The 22,101-nt window shown below is 55.7% G+C and carries 16 protein-coding genes and 1 other RNA gene; 12 read left to right on the top strand and 5 right to left on the bottom strand.

The genetic code is table 11. The features are described 5' to 3' along the window. Positions 1–269 precede the first annotated feature (269 nt). From ppsA to ACQG1Y_RS09520, 3 genes are all read left to right on the top strand, one after another. On the top strand, positions 270–2,648 hold the full coding sequence (ppsA, locus tag ACQG1Y_RS09510) for a phosphoenolpyruvate synthase (protein WP_017384643.1): 2,379 nt from the start codon (positions 270–272) through the stop codon (positions 2,646–2,648). 234 nt (positions 2,649–2,882) lie between these two features. Then, entirely contained in the window at positions 2,883–4,283 is a 1,401-nt protein-coding gene (locus tag ACQG1Y_RS09515) for an MFS transporter (RefSeq protein WP_103269970.1), read from the top strand. Positions 4,284–4,286: 3 nt separating this feature from the next. Further along, a complete protein-coding gene (locus ACQG1Y_RS09520) occupies positions 4,287–6,662 on the top strand; it encodes a glycoside hydrolase family 3 N-terminal domain-containing protein (protein ID WP_368740509.1) in 2,376 nt (791 codons plus the stop codon). 5 nt (positions 6,663–6,667) lie between these two features. On the opposite strand, the gene rprA is transcribed toward ACQG1Y_RS09520, so the two are convergent. Together rprA and ydiK are read right to left on the bottom strand one after the other, a co-directional pair. Next, positions 6,668–6,775, bottom strand: an RNA gene (gene rprA, locus ACQG1Y_RS09525) — antisense sRNA RprA. A 209-nt stretch (positions 6,776–6,984) separates the two neighbouring features. Next, entirely contained in the window at positions 6,985–8,100 is a 1,116-nt protein-coding gene (gene ydiK / locus ACQG1Y_RS09530; protein ID WP_045911644.1) for an AI-2E family transporter YdiK, read from the bottom strand. A 199-nt stretch (positions 8,101–8,299) separates the two neighbouring features. Between ydiK and ydiJ the strand changes: the two genes are divergently transcribed. The 3 genes from ydiJ (at position 8,300) to ACQG1Y_RS09545 (ending at position 12,043) form a co-directional block, all read left to right on the top strand. Beyond that, on the top strand, positions 8,300–11,356 hold the full coding sequence (gene ydiJ / locus ACQG1Y_RS09535) for a D-2-hydroxyglutarate dehydrogenase YdiJ (RefSeq protein ID WP_368740510.1): 3,057 nt from the start codon (positions 8,300–8,302) through the stop codon (positions 11,354–11,356). After that, complete coding sequence (gene menI / locus ACQG1Y_RS09540; RefSeq protein ID WP_015570720.1) at positions 11,353–11,763, top strand: 1,4-dihydroxy-2-naphthoyl-CoA hydrolase; 411 nt, start codon at positions 11,353–11,355, stop codon at positions 11,761–11,763. The genes ydiJ and menI overlap by 4 nt, the downstream gene beginning before the upstream one ends. A gap of 85 nt (positions 11,764–11,848) precedes the next feature. Further along, on the top strand, positions 11,849–12,043 hold the full coding sequence (locus ACQG1Y_RS09545) for a YdiH family protein (protein WP_003857766.1): 195 nt from the start codon (positions 11,849–11,851) through the stop codon (positions 12,041–12,043). Positions 12,044–12,089: 46 nt separating this feature from the next. Here the strand turns inward: ACQG1Y_RS09545 and ACQG1Y_RS09550 are convergent, their stop codons facing one another. Then, positions 12,090–12,719, bottom strand: coding sequence for a helix-turn-helix domain-containing protein (locus ACQG1Y_RS09550; protein ID WP_023303535.1), 630 nt, complete (start codon positions 12,717–12,719; stop codon positions 12,090–12,092). 77 nt (positions 12,720–12,796) lie between these two features. Continuing rightward, the gene (locus ACQG1Y_RS09555; protein ID WP_015570718.1) at positions 12,797–13,456 is read right to left on the bottom strand and encodes a winged helix-turn-helix transcriptional regulator; all 660 of its coding nucleotides are present in this window, start codon (positions 13,454–13,456) and stop codon (positions 12,797–12,799) included. Between the two features lie 354 nt (positions 13,457–13,810). Between ACQG1Y_RS09555 and ACQG1Y_RS09560 the strand changes: the two genes are divergently transcribed. The 6 genes from ACQG1Y_RS09560 to ACQG1Y_RS09585 are packed head-to-tail and all read left to right on the top strand — an operon-like array spanning position 13,811 to position 19,817. Then, the gene (locus tag ACQG1Y_RS09560; RefSeq protein ID WP_015570717.1) at positions 13,811–14,341 is read left to right on the top strand and encodes a fimbrial protein; all 531 of its coding nucleotides are present in this window, start codon (positions 13,811–13,813) and stop codon (positions 14,339–14,341) included. Between the two features lie 59 nt (positions 14,342–14,400). After that, a complete protein-coding gene (locus ACQG1Y_RS09565) occupies positions 14,401–15,078 on the top strand; it encodes a molecular chaperone (RefSeq protein WP_368740511.1) in 678 nt (225 codons plus the stop codon). A 27-nt stretch (positions 15,079–15,105) separates the two neighbouring features. Then, complete coding sequence (locus ACQG1Y_RS09570) at positions 15,106–17,649, top strand: fimbria/pilus outer membrane usher protein (RefSeq protein ID WP_368740512.1); 2,544 nt, start codon at positions 15,106–15,108, stop codon at positions 17,647–17,649. A 1-nt stretch (position 17,650) separates the two neighbouring features. Further along, positions 17,651–18,598: a fimbrial protein gene (locus ACQG1Y_RS09575; protein WP_047733650.1), complete on the top strand. Its 948-nt coding sequence runs from the start codon at positions 17,651–17,653 to the stop codon at positions 18,596–18,598. Positions 18,599–18,609: 11 nt separating this feature from the next. Then, positions 18,610–19,122, top strand: coding sequence for a fimbrial protein (locus ACQG1Y_RS09580; protein ID WP_045141507.1), 513 nt, complete (start codon positions 18,610–18,612; stop codon positions 19,120–19,122). A gap of 41 nt (positions 19,123–19,163) precedes the next feature. Further along, a complete protein-coding gene (locus tag ACQG1Y_RS09585) occupies positions 19,164–19,817 on the top strand; it encodes a helix-turn-helix transcriptional regulator (RefSeq protein WP_032670990.1) in 654 nt (217 codons plus the stop codon). Positions 19,818–19,869: 52 nt separating this feature from the next. Here the strand turns inward: ACQG1Y_RS09585 and fdhF are convergent, their stop codons facing one another. Then, positions 19,870–22,020 carry a formate dehydrogenase subunit alpha gene (gene fdhF, locus ACQG1Y_RS09590; protein WP_368740513.1) on the bottom strand — a complete coding sequence of 717 codons (2,151 nt, stop codon included), beginning with the start codon at positions 22,018–22,020 and terminating at the stop codon, positions 19,870–19,872. Positions 22,021–22,101: the final 81 nt, after the last annotated feature.

Below are 22,101 nucleotides of genomic sequence, written 5' to 3' on the forward strand. Positions count from 1 at the left end.
AAAGAACTTATCTGAATTTAAAATGAAATGGTGTTTTTGATTTTCCTGAAAAGTGGATTTCATTTTTCGAATAGCGGCTTTATTTCTATGGTTTTTGCCGGAATCTATAGGAATCATCGGGTTAGCGAGTGCCGGGAAACTGTCCGAAAAGTTGAAAATTTAAATTGCTTACACGATTCACCGTTTTTTTAGCGGAAATAAATATGCCATTATAAATACGTAGTCAGGTGTTTCTTACTCCGATCAAATATCACAAAAGGATTGTTTCGATGTCCAACAATGGCTCGTCACCGCTGGTGCTTTGGTATAACCAACTCGGCATGAATGATGTAGACAGAGTTGGGGGCAAAAATGCCTCCCTGGGTGAAATGATTACAAATCTGTCCGGTATGGGTGTCTCCGTACCTAACGGGTTTGCCACAACCGCCGATGCGTTTAACCTGTTTTTAGACCAGAGCGGTGTAAACCAGCGCATTTACGACCTGCTGGATAAAACGGATATTGATGATGTCACCGAGCTTGCCAAAGCCGGCGCGCAAATCCGCCAGTGGATTATCGACACACCTTTCCAGCCGGAACTGGAAAAAGCCATTCACGACGCGTACAACCAGCTCTCCGCTGACGACGCGCAGGCCTCCTTTGCCGTGCGCTCTTCCGCCACCGCGGAAGATATGCCGGACGCCTCTTTCGCCGGTCAGCAGGAAACGTTCCTGAACGTTCAGGGTTACGATGCGGTGCTGGTGGCGGTGAAGCACGTGTTTGCTTCCCTGTTTAATGACCGCGCCATCTCCTATCGCGTGCACCAGGGCTACGACCATCGCGGCGTCGCGCTTTCCGCCGGCGTGCAGCGCATGGTGCGCTCGGACGTAGGCTCTTCCGGCGTGATGTTCTCTATCGACACTGAATCCGGCTTCGACCAGGTGGTGTTTATCACCTCCGCATGGGGTCTGGGCGAGATGGTGGTGCAGGGGGCAGTGAACCCTGACGAATTCTACGTGCACAAGCCTACGCTGGCGGCTAACCGTCCGGCAGTGGTACGTCGCACCATGGGTTCGAAAAAAATTCGCATGATCTATGCTCCGACGCAAGAGCATGGCAAACAGGTCACCATTGAAGATGTGCCGCAGGAGCAGCGGGATCGCTTCTCACTGACCGACGCCGAAGTGGAAGAGCTGGCGAAGCAGGCGGTGCAGATTGAAAAACACTATGGCCGTCCAATGGACATCGAGTGGGCGAAAGACGGACACACCGGCAAGCTGTTTATCGTGCAGGCGCGTCCGGAAACCGTACGTTCACGCGGTCAGGTCATGGAGCGCTACACCCTGCACGCGCAGGGCAAAATTGTCGCGGAAGGCCGCGCAATTGGTCACCGCATCGGTGCCGGTCCGGTGAAAGTGATCCACGACATCAGCGAGATGAACCGCATTCAGCCTGGCGACGTGCTGGTGACCGATATGACCGACCCGGACTGGGAACCGATCATGAAAAAAGCGGCTGCCATCGTCACCAACCGCGGCGGCCGTACCTGTCACGCGGCTATTATCGCCCGTGAGCTGGGGATCCCGGCGGTAGTCGGCTGCGGTGATGCCACCGAGCGCATGAAGGACGACCAGAAGGTGACGGTCTCCTGTGCCGAAGGCGATACCGGCTACGTGTATGCCGATATCCTCGACTTCAGCGTGAAAAGCTCCAGCGTGGATACCATGCCGGACCTGCCGCTGAAGATCATGATGAACGTCGGCAACCCGGACCGCGCGTTTGACTTCGCCTGCCTGCCGAACGAAGGCGTGGGCCTGGCGCGTCTGGAATTTATTATTAACCGTATGATCGGGGTGCACCCGCGTGCGCTGCTGGAGTTCGACGACCAGGACGCAAAACTGCAAAACGAAATCCGCGAGATGATGAAGGGTTACGACTCGCCGAGAGAGTTCTATGTGGGTCGTCTGACGGAAGGGATCGCCACGCTCGGCGCGGCCTTCTACCCGAAACGCGTGATCGTGCGTCTGTCGGACTTTAAGTCCAACGAATACGCCAACCTGGTGGGCGGCGAACGCTACGAGCCGGAAGAAGAGAACCCGATGCTGGGCTTCCGCGGCGCCGGACGCTACGTGTCGGAAAGCTTCCGCGACTGCTTCGCGCTGGAGTGCGAGGCGGTAAAACGCGTGCGCAATGACATGGGGCTGACCAACGTGGAGATCATGATCCCGTTCGTGCGTACCGTGGACCAGGCGAAAGCGGTGGTGGACGAGCTGGCGCGTCAGGGGCTGAAGCGCGGCGAGAACGGGCTGAAGATCATCATGATGTGTGAAATTCCGTCCAACGCCCTGCTGGCCGAGCAGTTCCTGGAGCACTTCGACGGCTTCTCCATTGGCTCGAATGACATGACGCAGCTGGCGCTCGGCCTGGACCGCGACTCCGGCGTCGTCTCTGAGCTGTTCGATGAGCGTAACGAGGCGGTGAAAGCGCTGCTCTCCATGGCCATCCGCGCGGCGAAGAAACAGGGTAAATATGTCGGGATTTGCGGCCAGGGTCCTTCTGACCATGAAGACTTTGCGGCCTGGCTGATGGATGAGGGGATTGATAGCCTCTCCCTGAACCCGGACACCGTGGTGCAGACCTGGCTGAGCCTGGCAGAGCTGAACAAGTAAAACCTGCACAACCTGAAAAAGGCGAGGATATCTGTCCTCGCCTTTTTTATTTTCCTGCGAATATGCTCACCATCACAAATAAAGCAAAAAACCAAATATCATAATTTATCTGTTAATTTAGACAATTGTTAGCGGGCAGGGCGTTGCTAATACTTGAGCCTTACCGCGTACATCCTTCGGGATGATGCGCGACTGGTTGAAATACGTTTTAACCTGATAAAAAGGCAAATAACAATGACAATCTCCTCTGTATTACGTACCAAAGATAAAATAGGTTATGGCCTCGGCGATATGGCCAGCGCGCTGGTCTGGCAAACGGCAACGTTATTTCTCGCTTATTTCTATACGGACGTATTCGGTTTGCCTGCGGCCATTATGGGCACCATGTTTTTAGTGGTGCGCGTGGTCGATGCGTTTGTCGACCCGTGCATTGGCGCGCTGGTGGACCGCACTCAGACCCGCCACGGTCGTTTTCGTCCCTGGCTGCTCTGGTTTGCCATTCCGTTTGGCGTGAGCTGCCTGATTACCTTCTACGTACCCGATGCCGGGGCGACGGCGAAAATTGTCTATGCCTGCGTAACCTATGCCATCCTGAGTCTGATCTATTCCGCGATTAACGTCCCTTACTGTGCCATGCCTGGCGCGCTGACGCTCGACCCGCGCGAACGCCACTCGCTGCAATCCTGGCGCTTTGGCCTGTCGTTTATCGGCGGGTTGATTGTAACCGTCATCGCGCTGCCGCTGGTCTCATTATTAGGCCAGGGGAATGTGCAAAAAGGCTATTTCTATGCCATGAGCCTGATGGGGCTGCTGGGTATTGTTTTATTCTTCTGCTGCTTCTTTATGACCCGGGAGCGTTACTCGCCGCGCAATGACACCTCCGGCTCGATGCTGACGGATTTAAAACTGCTGGCCGCCAATAGCCAGTGGCGAATTGTTTTTCTGTTTAATATTTTACTGTTAACCGCCGTCGTGACGCGTGGCTCTGCGACCATGTATTACGTTAACTATGTTCTGTTACGTCCGGAACTGGTTTTTGCCTTTATTGTTTCCGGCATGGTGGCCTCCTTAAGTGGCGCATTATTATCTGAACGTCTGCTGGGGAAATTTGACCGGGTGCGTGCCTATCAGTGGACCATTATTTCTTTCGTTATTTTTGGCGCGCTGATTTTCTTCATTCCGCCTTCGCAGGTGTGGCTGATATTCGGTCTGAATATTGTGTTTAGTTTTATTCAGAACCTGACCACGCCGCTGCAATGGACCATGTTCTCCGATGTGGTGGACTACGAAGAACACCGTAGCGGCCGCCGCCTGGACGGGCTGGTCTTTTCTACCGCCCTGTTTGCCATCAAGTTTGGGCTGGCGCTGGGTGGGGCGGTGGTCGGTTGGGTGCTTGGCATGGTGGATTACGCTCCCGGTCAGGCAAACCAGGCGCCTCACGTTCTCGCAACCATCAATGCCCTGTTCAGCCTGATCCCCTGCGCGCTGTTCCTCTGCATGGTGGCGCTCCTTGCCATCTACAAACTTAACAGCCGGCTGGTGGACAGCATCGCCCGCGAGCTGGCCAGCAAACGCGATAGTCGAAACGATGCGGGGCAGCTCAGCCCGGCAACCCAATCCGCACTACAGGAGTAAACCATGACTGCGATCTACAAGGACGCGGGACGTTCCGTACACGAGCGTGTCGCTGATTTACTGGCGCGTATGACGCCGGAAGAGAAATTTGCCCAAATGCACGCGTACTGGCTGATCCTCGATGAACACGGCAACCACCGCGAGCGCAGCGATCTGAGCGATGAATTCGCCGGCGTGAGCGAACAGGCGTCCCTCAGCGAAAGACTGAAGTTCGGCGTCGGGCAGATCACCCGCCCGCTCGGCACGCACATTGTTGATGCAAAAACCGGCGTGCGTGCCGCCAACCGCCTGCAACGCATGATGATGGAGGAGACCCGGCTCGGCATTCCGGCGCTGTTTCATGAGGAGTGTCTGGTAGGGCTGCTGTGCAAAGATGCAACGCTGTTCCCGTCGTCGCTGAACTACGGTTCTACCTGGGACCCGGCGCTGGTGCAGCGCGCGGCGGAGCAGATTGGCAAAGAGGCCCGGTCTGTCGGGTGCCAGCAGGGGCTGGCCCCGGTGCTGGATGTCTCGCGCGACGTGCGCTGGGGACGGACGGAAGAGACCTTTGGGGAAGATCCGTGGCTGGTAGGGGTGATGGCGACGGCGTACGTGAAGGGGTTACAGGGCGATAAGCGCGATCTGCTGGCGACCCTGAAACATTACGTCGGCCACTCCTTCAGCGAAGGGGCGCGCAATCATGCGCCGGTCCATCTCGGTTTCAGCGAGCTTAACGATACCTTCCTGCTGCCGTTTGAGATGGCGGTAAAGCTGGCCAACGCCGGTTCGGTGATGCCAGCCTATCACGACATTGATAATCAGCCAGGGCACAGCGACCATTTTCTGCTCACCACCGTGCTGCGTGAACAGTGGGGCTTCGACGGCATTATCGTGGCGGATTACGGCGGCGTCAGCCTGCTGCACCAGCACCACGGGATTTCTCACGATCCAGCACAATCGGCGGCGCTGGCGTTTAATGCCGGGCTGGACGTGGAACTGCCGAAGGATGACTGCGCGCGTCATCTGGCTGAAGCGGTAGAGCGTGGGCTCATCTCAATGGCGAAAGTGGATGAGATTGTGGCGCGCGTGCTAAGTGAAAAATTCCGTCTTGGGCTGTTTGAAAAACCGTACGCCGACGAAGACGGTATCGATTTGCAGAATGAGGCGACCCGGCAGGTGGCGCGCGAGGTGGCAACAAAATCGATCACGCTGCTGGAAAATAACGGCATTTTGCCCCTCGGCGGAAAACCCCGTGTAGCGGTAGTGGGGCCGACGGCGGACGATCCACTGGCGTTACTGAGCGGCTACAGCTTCCCGGTTCACCTGATTATCAGCGATATGGTTGAAGAGACTTCGCAGGTGACCACCCCGCGCGCGGCGCTGGAACAGTACCTTGGTGCATCGCAGATACGTTACGCCAAAGGGTGCCACATTATCGAAAAACGGATGGCGGGCGCGCCGGTGTTCCCGGGCGACAGCGGCGGTAAACCGATGCAGCAATCGCCGGTTTCACAACGCACGGATCTGATCCCCGACGCCGTGAGCGCGGCAAAAGAGAGTGACGTGGTGGTGGCCTGCGTGGGCGACCTCGCCGGACTATTCCAGAGCGGCACCGTGGGGGAAGGTTCGGATACCGATTCGCTGGATCTGCCGGGCGTGCAGCAACAGCTGCTGGAGGCGCTGGTGGCAACCGGTAAGCCAGTGATTGTCGTCATGACGGGTGGGCGTCCTTATAACCTTCAGGGGCTGGAAGAGAAGGTGGCCGCGCTGATGATGGCCTGGGCGCCGGGGCAGGAAGGGGGCAGGGCGATTGCCGATGTCTTAACCGGCCGCGCGGAGCCGCAGGGCAGGCTGGTAGTGAGTGTGCCGAAAAACGCCGGGGCGATGCCGTACTACTATAACCACAAGCTGAAAAGCGGCGGCACGCCGTTTGCGTTCCATTTCGGCGCACTTTACCCGTTCGGTTACGGTCTCGGCTGGACGCAGTTTCGCTGGGGGGCGGCCCGCCTGGCGGAAAGCCGCGTCCCGATCGACGGAGAGGTGGCGTTAAGCGTCGATATCACCAACACCGGTGAGCGCAGCGGCAGCGAAGTGGTACAGGTGTACGTACGCGATAAGGTCGCCACGCAGGTGCGTCCGCTTCAGGAGCTGAAAGCGTTCCAGCGCGTTACGCTTTCACCGGGAGAAACCGCCACGCTGACCTTTACCCTGCCGGTGGAGATGTTTAATTTCACCCGCCGGGACGGGAAGCGGATTGTCGAGCCAGGGGAATTTGAGCTACAGGTTGGCGCGTCCTCGGCGGATATACGCGAGGTGGTGAACGTACTGGTAACCGGAGAGACGCGGGTGCTGGCGGGGGAGTGGCGGATGCTCAGCCGCTGTGACATTACACGGGCGTAAAAAGGATAAAAAAAAGCCCATCGTGGGAGATGGGCAAAGACTACACACAGCAATTCGTTGTTTCACTCAGGGGATTTCCATGCTTATAAATCAAGGTGTTGATTTATAACCGTGTCTTAATAGTAGGCATGCCAGGATTTTGAGTCGATCGGATTCGTCTCAATAGTTAAAGGGAGGTAAAGATTTCTTGAAGAGAATGACGGTTTTAGGCAGGAAAAGGCGGGTCTGACCAGTGCGCAGAGAATAAATAGTTTAGCAACGTTTAAGTATTCCTGTAGAAAGTGTAGGCCGGGTAAGCGTTAGCGCCACCCGGCATCCGTTCTTACTGCGCGTTCTTATCTTCCAGCTCTTCAAGTTCGCTTAAGATGACATCCGGATCGGTTCCCGGCGCCGGCACTTCATGCACCCAGGCGGAGAAGAGACGCCAGGTCACCGCAAGCAGCACCGGACCGATGAACAGGCCAATCATGCCGAAGGCAATTAACCCCCCGATCACCCCGGACAGGATCAGAATCAGCGGCAGGTCAGCGCCCATGCGGATGAGGAGGGGACGGATCACGTTATCCATGGTGCCCACCACGCAACTCCAGACCAGTAGCACCGTGCCCCAGGTCGTGTCCCCCGTCCAGTAAAGCCAGATAATGCAGGGAACCAGCACCAGCAGCGGACCGAGCTGAGCCAGACAGGTCATCAGCATGACGACGGTGAAAATGGTGGCATAAGGTACGCCGGAAATTGCCAGCCCGATTCCGCCAAGTACAGCCTGCACCAGCGCTGTGACCACCACGCCGAGCGCTACCGCGCGGACGGCCTGGGCTGCCAGCAGCACGGCCGCATCGCCGCGTTTACCTGCCAGTCGGGTGGCGAAATGACGTACCCCCAGCGCAACCTGCTCGCCGCGCCAGTACAGCAGGGCGCTGAAGACCAGCATCAACGTACAGTGCATCATGAAGCGACCAATGTGCGCAGCCTGCCCCACAAACCAGGTGGTGGTTGTGCCGATGTACGGACGCACTTTGGCCATCAGCGCGCTACCGCCCATCTCCAGCAGGCTGTGCCAGCCGCTGTACAGTTTTGCGCCCACAACAGGAATGCTGTTCAGCCACGCGAGATCCGGCAGCGTCATATCACCGCTGGTGACCGCGCGAATAACCGGGCCGCTACTGTCAACCAGGCTGTTAACCAGCAGTGCAATGGGAATAATAAACAGCAGGAACAACAGCAGCGTCATCACCAGCACGGCCAGGCCGCGGCGACCAAACAGCAGTTTCTGCAAACGTAAGAGTAAAGGCCAGGTGGCGACGACGACGGTCGCGGCCCAGGCAAATCCGAGCACGAAAGGACGAACAATCCACAGACACGCAATAATCATAATGGCTAAGAACAGCACCGACAGCAGTATCTGCGCGACATCCCTGGGCTGACGAAGATTGACCATAAACGAAACTTTCCTTAAATGAACACCAGCAAGGCTGATGGGAATATAAACCGCATCTCTCTAATCATTAGTGATTTCAGCGATTTTTGACAGGCGGATTTTGCCCGTAATTCTACGAAGCACATAAGAAAAAAATGTGATAAAACTTTCCAGACACAACGCAAACGATTTCACACTATTCTCATTAGGGTCGACAGCAATGATCCCACAGATTTCTCAGGCACCGGGCGTCGTTCAGCTGGTGCTTAATTTTTTGCAGGCACTGGAGCAACAGGGTTTTACAGGTGACACCGCCACCGATTATGCCGACAGGCTGACGATGGCGACCGATAACAGTATTTACCAGCTTCTTCCCGATGCCGTCGTTTTCCCGCGCTCTACCGCCGATGTGGCGCTCATCGCCCGTCTGGCGTCGCAGGAGCGTTTCAGCACCCTGGTCTTTACCCCACGCGGCGGCGGGACGGGTACCAACGGGCAGGCGCTGAACCAGGGCATCATCATTGATATGTCCCGCTATATGAACCGCATCATTGAGATCAACCCGGAAGAGGGGTGGGTGCGAGTGGAAGCGGGGGTGATCAAAGATCAGCTGAATCAGTTTTTGAAACCTTACGGCTATTTTTTTGCGCCAGAGCTTTCCACCAGTAACCGCGCGACCATTGGCGGGATGATCAACACCGATGCCTCGGGGCAGGGCTCGCTGGTCTACGGCAAAACCTCCGATCACGTTATGGGTGTGCGGGCGGTGCTGCTGGGGGGCGATATCCTCGATACCCAACCGATGCCGATCGAGCTGGCCGAAACGCTGGCAAAAGAGAGCACCACCAGCGGACGGATTTATCGTACCGTGCTGGAGCGCTGCCGCGAAAATCGCGAACTGATCCTCAACAAATTCCCGAAGCTTAACCGCTTCCTGACGGGCTACGATCTGCGCCATGTCTTTAATGACGATCTGAGCCAGTTCGATCTTACCCGCGTACTGACCGGGTCAGAAGGGACGCTGGCCTTCATCACCGAAGCGCGTCTGGATATCACCCGGTTGCCAAAGGTACGCCGTCTGGTGAACGTCAAATACAACTCCTTTGACTCCGCGCTGCGTAATGCACCGTTTATGGTGGAGGCGCGGGCGCTGTCGGTGGAAACCGTCGATTCAAAAGTTCTGAACCTGGCCCGGGAAGATATCGTCTGGCATTCGGTGAGCGAACTGATTACCGACGTGCCGGATAAAGAGATGCTCGGCCTGAACATCGTCGAGTTCGCCGGGGATGACGCAGAGCTGATTGAGAGCCAGGTGAGCACGCTCTGCCAGCGTCTGGACGAGCTGATTGCCCAGGAGGAAGGCGGCGTCATTGGCTGGCAGCTGTGTAACGATCTCTCCGGCATCGAGCGAATCTACGCGATGCGTAAAAAGGCGGTGGGGCTGCTCGGCAACGCGAAAGGGGCGGCGAAGCCGATTCCGTTTGCGGAAGATACCTGCGTGCCGCCGGAGCACCTTGCTGATTATATTGTGGAGTTTCGCGCGCTGCTCGACAGCCATGGTCTGAGCTATGGCATGTTCGGGCACGTGGACGCGGGTGTGCTGCACGTGCGCCCGGCGCTGGACATGTGCGACCCGCAGCAGGAGATCCTGATGAAGGAGATCTCCGACGAGGTCGTGGCCCTCACGGCCAAATACGGCGGCTTGTTATGGGGCGAGCACGGCAAAGGATTCCGCGCCGAGTACAGCCCGGCGTTTTTTGGCGAACAACTTTACGCCGAGCTGCGTAAGGTAAAAGCCGCTTTTGATCCCGATAACCGCCTTAACCCGGGAAAAATCTGCCCGCCGGAGGGCATTGATGCGCCGATGTTGCAGGTGGACGCCGTCAAGCGCGGTACCTATGACCGACAAATTCCGATTGCGGTACGCGCTTCCTGGCGCGGCGCGATGGAGTGCAACGGCAACGGGCTGTGCTTCAACTTCGATGTGAAAAGCCCGATGTGTCCGTCGATGAAAATCACCAGCAACCGCATTCATTCCCCGAAAGGGCGTGCCACGCTGGTGCGCGAATGGCTGCGCCTGCTGGCCGACCGCGGCGTTGACCCGCTCAAGCTGGAACAGGAGCTGCCGGAAAAACGCGCCAGCCTGCGCGGGCTTATCGAACGCACCCGCAACAGCTGGCATGCGAACAAAGGCGAATACGATTTCTCGCATGAGGTGAAAGAGGCAATGTCCGCCTGCCTGGCGTGCAAGGCGTGTTCAACCCAGTGCCCAATCAAAATTGACGTACCGGAATTCCGTTCCCGCTTCCTCCAGCTGTACCACACGCGTTATCTGCGCCCGATGCGCGATCATCTGGTGGCGACGGTGGAGAGTTACGCGCCGCTGATGGCCCGTGCGCCAAAAACCTTTAACTTCTTTATCAACCAGCCGCTGGTGCGCAAACTGTCAGAAAAACATATCGGCATGGTGGACCTGCCGCTGCTGTCGGTGCCATCACTCCAGCGTCGGCTGGTGGGGCACCGCTCGGCTAACATGACCCTGGAACAACTGGAAGCATTAAGCCCTGAGCAGAAAGCGAAGGTGGTGCTGGTAGTGCAGGATCCGTTTACCAGCTATTACGATGCGCAGGTGGTGGCCGATTTTGTCCGACTGGCCGAGAAAATCGGCTACCAGCCGGTGGTGCTGCCGTTCTCGCCGAACGGCAAGGCGCAGCACATTAAAGGCTTCCTCACCCGCTTTGCGAAAACCGCGCAGAAAACTTCAGATTTTCTGAATCGCGTGGCGCAGCTCGGCATGCCGATGGTGGGCGTCGATCCTGCGCTGGTGCTCTGTTACCGGGATGAATATAAGCAGACGCTCGGCGATAAGCGCGGTGATTTTCAGGTCTTACTGGTGCACGAGTGGCTGCCTGCGGTGCTGACGCAAACGCCCACTCAGGAGGTGAGTGGAGAAGCCTGGTATCTGTTTGGGCACTGCACCGAAGTGACGGCGCTGCCGACGGCGCCTGCCCAGTGGGCTTCTATCTTTGCCCGGTTTGGCGCGAAGCTGGAAAGCGTTAACGTGGGCTGCTGCGGTATGGCCGGAACCTACGGCCATGAAGTCAAAAACCACGCTAATTCGCTCGGCATTTACGAGCTGTCGTGGCATCAGGCGATGCAGCGCCTGCCACGCAACCGCTGTCTGGCGACGGGCTACTCCTGCCGCAGCCAGGTGAAACGGGTGGAAGGTAACGGCGTCCGCCATCCATTGCAGGCTTTACTGGAGATTATCGGATGATCTGGAAACGTGCGGTCACGCTGGAGGCCTTAAATGCCATGGGCGCGGAGAACATGGTCGGTTTGCTGGATATCCAGTTCACGCGCATTGGCGACAACGAACTGGAAGCGACGATGCCGGTAGACAGCCGTACTCATCAACCGTTTGGCCTGCTGCACGGCGGCGCGTCCGTCGTGCTGGCCGAAACGCTGGGGTCGGTGGCGGGCTACCTGTGTACGGAAGGAGAGCAGAAGGTGGTGGGTCTGGAGGTCAATGCCAACCACATCCGCTCCGTTCGCAGCGGGCGCGTGCGCGGCGTCTGCCGGGCGCTGCATGCCGGAAGCCGTCATCAGGTGTGGCAGATTGATATTCTGGACGAGCAGGATCGCCTGTGTTGTTCATCCAGGCTGACGACGGCCGTTGTGTAAAGTTTCCGGATGTCTTGTTTTTGGTCAAAAATTAGCCGCCTGATTGTGATATACTGGTCACGTTTTGAACATAAGCGAGGACATCATGGATACTGAAATAACCCCAACACAGCTGGCAATTGAATATTTACGTCGCGATAAAAGCAATCTGTCTCCCGCCCAGTACCTGAAAAAGCTGAAACAGCTTGAGCTGGAATTTACGGATTTGCTGGCGCTCTCTTCAAACGAACTGAAAGAAGAGATCTACTTTGCCTGGCGGTTGGGCGTTCACGTCCATTAAGCAGTGAAGAAAAGGCCGTAAGCGCGGCCTTTTTTGTGTCTGACATTCAGTATCTGGCAGGCAGTTTGTTAATTTTAATCAGCCGGCCTTCTTCCATTTCGATGAACCCACCCGTTTTCAGATCAGCCAGGATCCGCATTACGCCACTGCGGGAAAGATGGGTTTTATCCCTGATATACCTTTCCGCCGTCACGCTGCGTCGGTAGCTGTCATCTTCCTGCATCAGCAGCACGAGCTGCTGGCGAATCATCTCGTACGCGGTTGGCGCGCCTTTCGGCATGACGTTGTGATAGAGGCGGTTATAGACAAACATCAGATGATTAGAAAGCAGCCCCCACAGCGCCTTCTCTTTGATAATTTCAGCCACCCGATCGGTCGTGAGCACACCAATCAGGCAAGGCGTTACCGTTCGGAGGTAGTCATTAAAATAAATGTCCGTCAGGTTAGCGAGGCCAAATAGGGCGGGACTGCGCGCCGTTGAAAGCATCATGTCGTCGCTTCTTCTGTATATGGCGACCGTGCCATCAAGAATTAAATAACACATGCTCTGCCCGTGAACCTGGAGATCTAGTTGCTCGCCGGGATCGGTTTTATGCGTGGCGCAGTGCGGCTGTAAATGAGAAATCAGTTCCTGAGCATAGGGAGAGCCGCGATGCGATGGTTTGTCAGAAGACATAGCGTTAACCTGGAAAGAGACTGTACTCTCTATAGTGTCGCTCTTCTTTTCCACCTTCTCCAGAGATAAATACAGCCTCAGTACTTACGGGGTAAGTGATGGATCTCTACTAGTACGCCACGCTCCATGGTGATGTATTTCCCCGTCCGCAACTCCGCGAGGATCCGCATAATGCCGCTGCGTGAAAGATAGGTGCGGCTTTTGATATAGGCCGCGGCGGTAATGTTTTGTCTTATGGCTTCCGGCTCCTGCATCAACTCAACCAGTTGAAAGCGGATAATGTCATAAGCCGACATTTGCGATATCTGGGCACAATGTTCGTAGACGCGCGATGCGGTATAGATCAGCAGGTTTGAGAAGTGCTCCCATAAATTCTGTTGTGCGACAACATGATTGAAACACGCCAGCGAAACGCTGGCCACCTCTGAGGTTTCCAGCGCTCTGACGTACAGGTGTTCAGACGATAACTGGCTGCTCACGCCGAGTATAAATGGCGCGGATTCAGAATTTAAGACGATACCGTCCCCGCGACGGTGCAACGCCACGCTGCCATGCAACAGTAAAAAGCATTGACGGGTATCGCCGGAGCAATAATGGATAATTTCTCCTCTGGCAATAATGCTTCTCTCCGCATGCGGCAAAACATTATCGATTATTTTTTCAATGTGCTTAAAAGGCTTAGCGCCGAGCACTGTTGACTTATCAATATCTGACTCAGGCGCGAAACGGGTATTCATGTGAAACCTCACTGACTGATGCGATCATTTTTTGATCGGCATAAAGAATTATCTTAAAAACCAGCAGATCAGGGAATGTTTGCGGCGAGTCTAATTATAGACTCGCTTTTTTTTGAGTCTTAATTAATTGAAATTGAAACCTTTTTTATTCAGGTCTAAAAGTAGACTTTGGCCATTATTCTTAAGGTGTTTCCGAGTGAATATGTTTTGTAATTGTTAAAAGAGGGTCTACAGCTAGACCTCAAAATTGATTGTATGCGGAAAAAGAGTTGTATAAATTTTGACTCGTCGGAAGGGCTTTTGTTTCTGCAACTGAATGTCGGTAATAAATAAAGTAATACGGGATATAAAATTATGAATACAAAATTGATGATGGCAATGTTAGCGGCAGGTTCTGTACTCACCATGACCAATGCATTCGCAGCGGCCGGTACCGTTAATTTTAACGGGAATATTCTGGATTCTGCCTGCGACGTTGATGTGGCATCCCAGAATCAGGTGGTGGTATTAGGCGATTATTATAAAACGGAATTCCCGACAACCGGGGCGAGAACGGCTGCGACGCAATTCAATATTATTTTGAAAAACTGTCCGGTAACGGTCACCAATGCAAAAGTCCGTTTTGACGGCACGCCGGATTTAACCAACGCCAGCCTGCTGGCGATTGATACGTCCGTGGCGGGGGCGGCCACCGGGGTGGCGATTAACCTGATGACGGCAGATAAAGCCGATCTGCCGCTGCACGGCAGCAACAGCTATATTTACCCGCTCAGCAGTACGGCTGATAATACGCTGAACTTCTACGCGCAGTATATCTCCACCGCGGCATCCGTGACCGCGGGCCCGGCTAACTCGGTCGCAAACTTCTCAGTGGTGTACAACTAAGTCAATGGCAGTAATTGGCGGGGGGCCGCCCGGCCCCTTGTTTTATGAGGTAAAAAAAAATGCGTTTTATCACGACAACGGGCCTGGCTATGGCGCTGTTACCGCTGACGTTAACATCCGTCAGTGCAGGAGTAATTATTGGCGGCACCCGTATTATTTTTGATGGGACTAAAAAAGAGGCGTCAATAGGTATTACTAATCCTGATAACGTTCCTTATTTAATCCAGTCGTGGATAGATGTTCAGGATGAACAATCGGGTAAAGCGCCTTTTATTATTACGCCACCACTGTATCGGCTGGACGGCGGGCAAAAAAACCTTGAGCGTATTGTCATGACCGGCTCACTGCCTCAGGGGCAGGAGAGTTTATTCTGGCTGAACATTAAAGCTATTCCTTCAGCCTCAAAGCAGATGAACTCGCTGCAAATTGCCGTCAAAACGCGCATCAAATTAATTTATCGACCAGAGACTCTTCGTGCGTCTACCCCCGAGGAGCAAGCCAATAAATTAACCTGGCATCGTGCGGGGAATTCCCTTCAGGTTAATAACCCTACGCCGTACGTTATCAATTTCAATGAAATTACGTTGGGTGATAAGAAACTTGACGATGTCACGTACGTGATGCCTTCAGGCTCAGCCCGTTTTCCGTTACCGAACGGAACCAGTGGCAATACGCTGACGTTTAAAGTCATTAACGATTATGGCAGCCCTGGCGAATTACACCGGGCCAGTTTGTGATCCTTACGCGTTTATCAGGTGTTCGTCATGACAACGGCATTGAATACAATGCAGCCTGCGCGCCTGGCAATATTTATTGCCCTCGCGCTTGCTGGTGTCTCTCCCACACTGTATGCCAGTGAGACGTTTAATACGGAACTGGTAGAGCTGGATAATCCCGGAATGGGGAAAGCGGATTTATCTGCCTTTGAATCCGGCTCGCAGGCGCCCGGGACATACCACGTTGATATTATTCTTGACGATCGGCTGCTGGAAACGCGGGATATTCGTTTTATGGCAGTGAAGGATGCTAACGGCAGTGAAACGTTGCAGCCGTGCCTGAGAATCGGGCAGTTAAAAGCGTGGGGCGTGAAAACGGCGCTTTTCCCGCAGCTCGCCGCCGGGGAAGGTGAATGCGCCGATCTCAGGGCGATCCCACAGGCCAGCGCGGATTTCCAGTTTGGCGCCCAGCGTCTGGCGATTAGCATTCCACAGGCGGCTATAGACCTGCCAGCGAGAGGTTACGTTCCGCCGGATATGTGGGATGAAGGCATTACCGCGGCCATGCTCAACTACAGCCTGAGCGGGGCAAACAGCCGGGCAAGAAGCGGGGCAGGCACCCGCAGCGACAGCCAGTATGCAAACCTGCGGCCGGGGATCAACGTCGGTCCCTGGCGGTTACGCAACTACACCACCTGGTCCCGCGATGCGTCCGGCCAGGATAAGTGGGACAACGTCTATACCTGGATGCAGCGCGCGATTAATCCCCTGCAAGCCCAGCTTACGCTCGGAGACAGTTCCGCGCCTGCCGATGTCTTTGACAGCATGCCGTTTCGCGGCGTCCAGCTGGCGTCTGACGACGATATGCTGCCGGATTCCCTGAAAGGCTATGCGCCGGTGGTGCGCGGTATTGCGCGAACTAACGCGCAGGTCGTGGTGCGTCAGAATGGCTATCAAATCTACCAAAGCTATGTGGCGCCGGGCGCGTTTGAGATCGCGGATATGTATCCCACCGGCGGCGCGGGCGATCTTGATGTCACGATCGTCGAAGCTGATGGTAGGGAGCAACATTTCACCCTGCCGTACGCTTCGCTGCCGGTCCTGCAACGGGAGGGGCGCCTGAAATATGCCCTTACCGCCGGGCAGTATCGCTCGTATAACCGTAGCGTGGAGAAAACCCCCTTCGGGCAATTGACCGGAATTTACGGCCTCCCTCACGGTATTACGCTCTATGGCGGCGTCCAGGGGGCAGATAAGTACCAGTCGGCGGCTCTGGGGGTGGGCAAGAATATGGGCGATCTCGGGGCGATATCCGCAGACGTCACTCAGGGCTGGTCAACGCCGGAGCATGCCGCGAAAACAAACGGTCAGTCGTGGCGGGCCCGATACAGCAAGAATTTTATCAATACCGGGACCAACTTTTCGATTGCCGGGTATCGCTACTCGACCCGCGGCTATTACGGCATGCAGGACGTCCTCGATTCGTACGGCGACAGCAGCGCGCTTCAGGACAGGCGACGTAACCGTGCCGAGCTGACGATGAGCCAGACGCTGGGGGACAACCTGGGCGCGCTTACCCTCACTGCGGCGCGGGAAGATTACTGGAATGACGGTAAGTCGATGGCTTCGTGGAGCGTCGGCTATAGCAACTACTGGCACAACATCAGCTATGGCCTGACATGGACCTACAGCAAAAATGTCCGCTCAGCGTCAGAAACCCGCGACAGCCAAAAAAACGCTAACCACGACCAGCTTCTGGCGTTCAACGTCAGCATTCCGCTGGATAAATTTTTGCCGCAGACATGGGCTAACTATGGCATGAACGCCAGCGGGAATAACGGGACGACGCATAACGTCGGCCTGAACGGGGTAGCGCTCGAGAACCGTGCCCTGAGCTGGAACGTACAGCAGGGATACGGCACAGAGGGCGTGGGCTATACCGGCAATGTTAACGCGGACTACAAAGGCGCCTATGGCGAAGTCACGGCAGGTTATGGTTATGACAAAAAAAGTGAACGCCTGAATTACGGGCTGCAAGGCGGCATTCTCGCCCATGCTGATGGCATCACGCTTTCCCAGCCGCTGGGGGAGACCAGCGTCTTAATCAAAGCCCCTGGCGCCCACGACGTGGATATCCGCAATCAGCCCGGTGTACGGACAGATTTTCGCGGATATACGGTCGTGAGCAACCTTTCTGTCTACCGGAAAAACGATCTCACCCTCGACCCGGAAACGATGCCGGACGATGTCGAGCTGGAGATCAACACCCGCACGGTGACGCCGACGCGGGGAGCGGTGGTGAGAGCCGATTATCTGCCGAAGTCAGGTCGCCGGGTGCTGATGACCTTGACCGACAACGACCGCGCCGTTCCGTTTGGGGCGGTGGTCACCCTTGTGGGTGATGACAGCGGCAGTTTTATTGTCGGCGATCGCGGTCAGGTCTATTTAACCGGGATGCGCGAGCAGGGAACGTTAGTCGCTACATGGGGAAGTCAATCCAGTCAGCAATGCCGCGCTGATTTCACGCTGCCGAATCACTCAACGTACGGTGGGATCGCTGATATGCGCGCCACCTGCCGTCAGGAACGCTAACATGAAATGTCTTAACGCGATGCTGCTGCTCTGTTTGCTCGCGGCGGCAAATATGGCTCGTGCCGGTACCTGCACCACCATCACCCCGCAGCTTTCCACCCTGTCCGTGGGGACGATCAACGTGCAGCGCGATGCGCCTGTCGGCACGGTGGTATTTTCTGGCGCGGCGTCAGCCACAGGCTCCTATCTTACCGGGTGTACGAATCCGCTGATGCTGGGATTCAGCCTGCGCTACAACGGCGCCACGTTGAGCAGCTACGGCAACCATGTTTACAACACGAACGTCAGCGGGATAGGGATACGCTTTTCTTCCAACGGCTATTTTGAAAACCCGAGCAATACGTTCTCGTACAATGCGCAGACCTCCTATGTGGACTGGTACGGCGGGAGGATTGAGCTGGTGGTGACGGGGCCGGTCTCATCGGGGGCATTAACCCCCGGGACGATCGGTGTCGTGACGCTTCAGGGAAGCGATGGCCTCTACCGTGACGGTCTGACCACGCAGCTCACCTCCGGCACCATCAATGCACTGGCGTGCACGGTGAATACGGCCCAGCTGACGTTTCCGATAGGGGATATTCCCGCCTCGGCGTTCGGCACCGTGGTGGGCACCACGCCAGCGGGAGCACAAAACACGCAAAACCTGGGCCTGACCTGCGCCGCCGGAACCAATATTACGGTCTCGCTCAGTGGAATACAGAACCCGGACAGCGCCAATACCAGCGTGATGGCCTTAACCGGGCAGGGAAATGCCGGCACTGCGAAAGGGGTGGGGGTGCAGCTTATCTATAACGGTGCACCGCTGGTGATGAACAGCCGACTATTCTTGCGGCAGTCTGCCGGGGGGCAAGAGACGTTGCCATTAACGGCCCGATATTACCAGACGTTAACCCGCGTGGAGTCAGGTTCAGCGAATGCCTCCGCCACCCTTAATGTGACCTACCAGTAGCAGGTAAGAAGATGAAAATAAGATGCAGGACACTGCTGTTACTTGCCTTACTCAGCGGGAAGGTATGCTCCGCTGATAGCGTCAACATCGGTGTGACGGGAAATATCGTTGCGTCGCCGTGCATATTTAATGGCGGCAGCAACAGCCTTGATGTCAACCTGGGCAATATTCAGGCAACCAATATGGCGACGCCGGGCTCAACATCGGATCCGGTGCCTTTCAGTCTGCTGTTTACCCAGTGCCCAACCGGAACGCAGAGTGTGACCGTCGCTTTCACCGGCAGCCCCGATCCCGAGGCGGGTGCGGACTATTTTATGAACAGCGGTTCGGCCACGCATGTGGCGATAGCCATGCGCGATGCCCAAACCGGCGCGCTTAAAGGAACAGGCACCAGTATGACCCAGACCATTGCCGCGGACAGAACCGCGACAATGGCTATGCTGGCCTCGGTAAAATCTATGCCGGGAGGCGCCACGCCGGGGAGCATCATTGCGGTTGTGGTGATGACGATGCAGTACAACTAAATGCCGGTGATAAGCCTTTTTTAAAGACGTTGGTGTGAACTATGTTAAATATTCTGATTCAGGAAACGGATCTGTTTTTTCAGGCTGGGCTACAGAGCTTTTTCGAAGATTTTTTTAAGCATAACTTTCATCGCTCCATCACATTTCACCTGGCGCTGACAAATGAAAACGTCAGCCAGGCCGATATTATTGTTCTTTCATTATGTCAGGGGGAAACGCTGACCTGTTTTCCGGAGTTACTGGCCCGGCAAAAAGGAATTGTGATAGGTCTCGTCGACGATGAGCTGCGCTTTTCGGCGCTGCCTTCCTGCTTTCAGGACATTATTTTTCTTCCGCGCCGGGCGTCGCTTGACCGTATTAGCGGCGTTCTGTTTATCGCGTGGTTCAGGACGCAATTACCAGGTTACACGTTGAATAAAAAGACCTGTTTCGACTGCCAGCATAAAGGTTTATCCCGGCAACAGATTCGTATTATGGTCAATTTTTACCGGGGGCTGTCGGTGGTGCAGACCGCGAACGCGTTGAAGATGAGCGAAAAAACGGTCTTTACCCATAAATATATGATGATGCAGAAATTTAATCTGCGAAGCGATTACGAGCTGATCGTACTATTGAGAAGGCTGATGGAGAAAAAGAGCCGTCCGAACCTGCTTCGCGATTACCTGGAAAATAATTATGCACAACAGATAACGTAAAACAGCAGCGGATAGCGGGCCGGGCAGCGATAGCCGCCACCCGGCAATGCATTTAAACGTTAACCGCAGCGATCAAACGCGTCTTCATGGTCTGGTACGCGCAAGCCGCAAAATCCTCCGCCCAGCGCTGGTCCTCGATCGCCTCCAGCTGCACGGCGCAATATTTCGTTTCCGGCGTTCTGGAGATCGGGTCGAGATTATCCTGCGTCAGCTCATTACAGGCGCCAATCCACCACTGGTAGGTCATATAGATTGCTCCCGCATTGATGCGCTCGCTAATGCTGGCGCGCGTGATCACTTTACCCCGGCGTGAACGTACCCAGACCAGCTGGCCCTCGGCAATCCCCCGTTCATCCGCATCGGCCGGGTTCATTTGCACCCGGCCCGGCTCGTCGGCCAGGCTTTGCAGCGCCGCGCAGTTCCCGGTCATTGAGCGACAGGAGTAGTGACCCACTTCGCGCACCGTGCACAGTACCAGAGGGTAATCCGCATCCGGTGTCTCCGCCGGGGCGCGCCAGGGGGCGGCAAATAGCTGTCCTTTGCCAGTAGGGGTGTCGAACTGATTATCCTTGTACAGGTAGGGGGTGCCGGGATGATCGAGGGATGGGCAAGGCCACTGCACATGGCCCATCTCGCCCATTTTTTCGTAGGTCACGCCGTAGAAGAGGGGGCACAGCTCGCGCATTTCGTCCCAGATCTGCTGGTTATCCTCGTAATGCATGGGATAGCCCATCTCCGTGGCCAGCAGGCTGATAATCTCCCAGTCGCGCTTCACGTTGCCGCTGGCCTCAACGGCTTTGCCGAAACGCTGGAAGCCGCGATCGGCGCAGGTGAACACGCCGGCGTGTTCTCCCCATGAGGTAGCAGGGAGCAGCACGTCAGCCACCTCTGCCGTTTTGGTCATAAAGATGTCCTGAACCACCACAAAATCGAGCGCCTCAAAGCCGCGGCGGACCAGTCCCAGATCGGCTTCTGTCTGAAGCGGATCTTCCCCCATGATGTAATACGCTTTGATCTTTCCTTCCAGCGCGAGATGCGGCACTTCGGTGATACGCGTCCCGACGCGATCGTCCATCCGGTTGACATTGATTTTCCACGCATCGGCAAATTTCAGTCTGACCGCCGGGTCAGTGACGTCCTGGTAGCCGGGGAACATATTGGGCAGAACGCCCATATCGCAGGCACCCTGAACGTTATTTTGCCCGCGAACCGGACCCACGCCGACGGCAGGGCGGCCCAGGTTGCCGGTCAGCAGCGCCAGGCTGGAGAGACCTTTCACCACATCGACCGCCTGACCAAACTGCGTGACGCCCATTCCCCACATCACCGTTGCTGAAGGCGCCGCTGCGAACATGCGCATTGCCTGACGAACATCCCGCGCGCGGATCCCCGTCAGATGTTCAACCTGCTCGGGTGCGTAATCTTTTACCGTCAGCCGGTACGCCTCAAGCCCTTCGGTAAAGCGGGCAACGTAGTTTTTGTCGTACAGTTCCTCTTCCAGCAGGACATAGCCAAAGGCATTGACCAGCGCCATGTTACTGCCATTTTTTAGCTGAAGATGAAGATCGGCAATGCGTGCCGTTTCAATATGACGCGGATCGCAGACGATGATTTTAGCGCCATTTTCACGTGCTTTAAGCACACGTCGGGCGACGATGGGGTGAGAGTCGGCGCAGTTATAGCCGAATACCAGCAGGCATTTTGAGTTTTCAATATCATTAATGGAATTGCTCATGGCGCCGTTGCCGAGGGTCTCCTGTAAACCGGCAACGGACGGACCGTGACAGACGCGGGCGCAGCAGTCGACGTTGTTAGTATTCAGCACCGCACGGGCAAATTTTTGCATCACATAGTTGGTCTCATTGCCCGTTCCCCGTGAGGAACCCGTGGTCATAATGGACCGAGGGCCATACTGTTCTTTGATGCTTTTAAGCCTGTGAGCGGTATAGCGAATGGCCTCTTCCCAGGTAACAGGGGTAAAGGCCTCGCCTTTGCTGTAGCGGATCATGGGCTGCGTCAGACGGGGGGTAAGCAGCCGTGTGTCGTTAAGAAAGTCCCAGCCGTAGAACCCTTTCAGGCAAAGCGTGCCCTGATTGGTTTCGCCATCAGCGGCTTCGGCACGGATAATCCGGTTATTTTTAACGACGAGGTTTAGTTTGCAGCCTGCACCGCAGTAGGGGCAGACGCTGGCGATTTTTTTCATCAATAACAGACCTGTTAAGAAATGAAGCAATGTTTACTGGAAAGCCCAGTCCCTTAGCGGACTAAGCAGGATCCATGCCAC

This window comes from Enterobacter cloacae complex sp. 397G4 (assembly GCF_050031515.1).
Classification (GTDB): domain Bacteria; phylum Pseudomonadota; class Gammaproteobacteria; order Enterobacterales; family Enterobacteriaceae; genus Enterobacter; species Enterobacter hormaechei_C.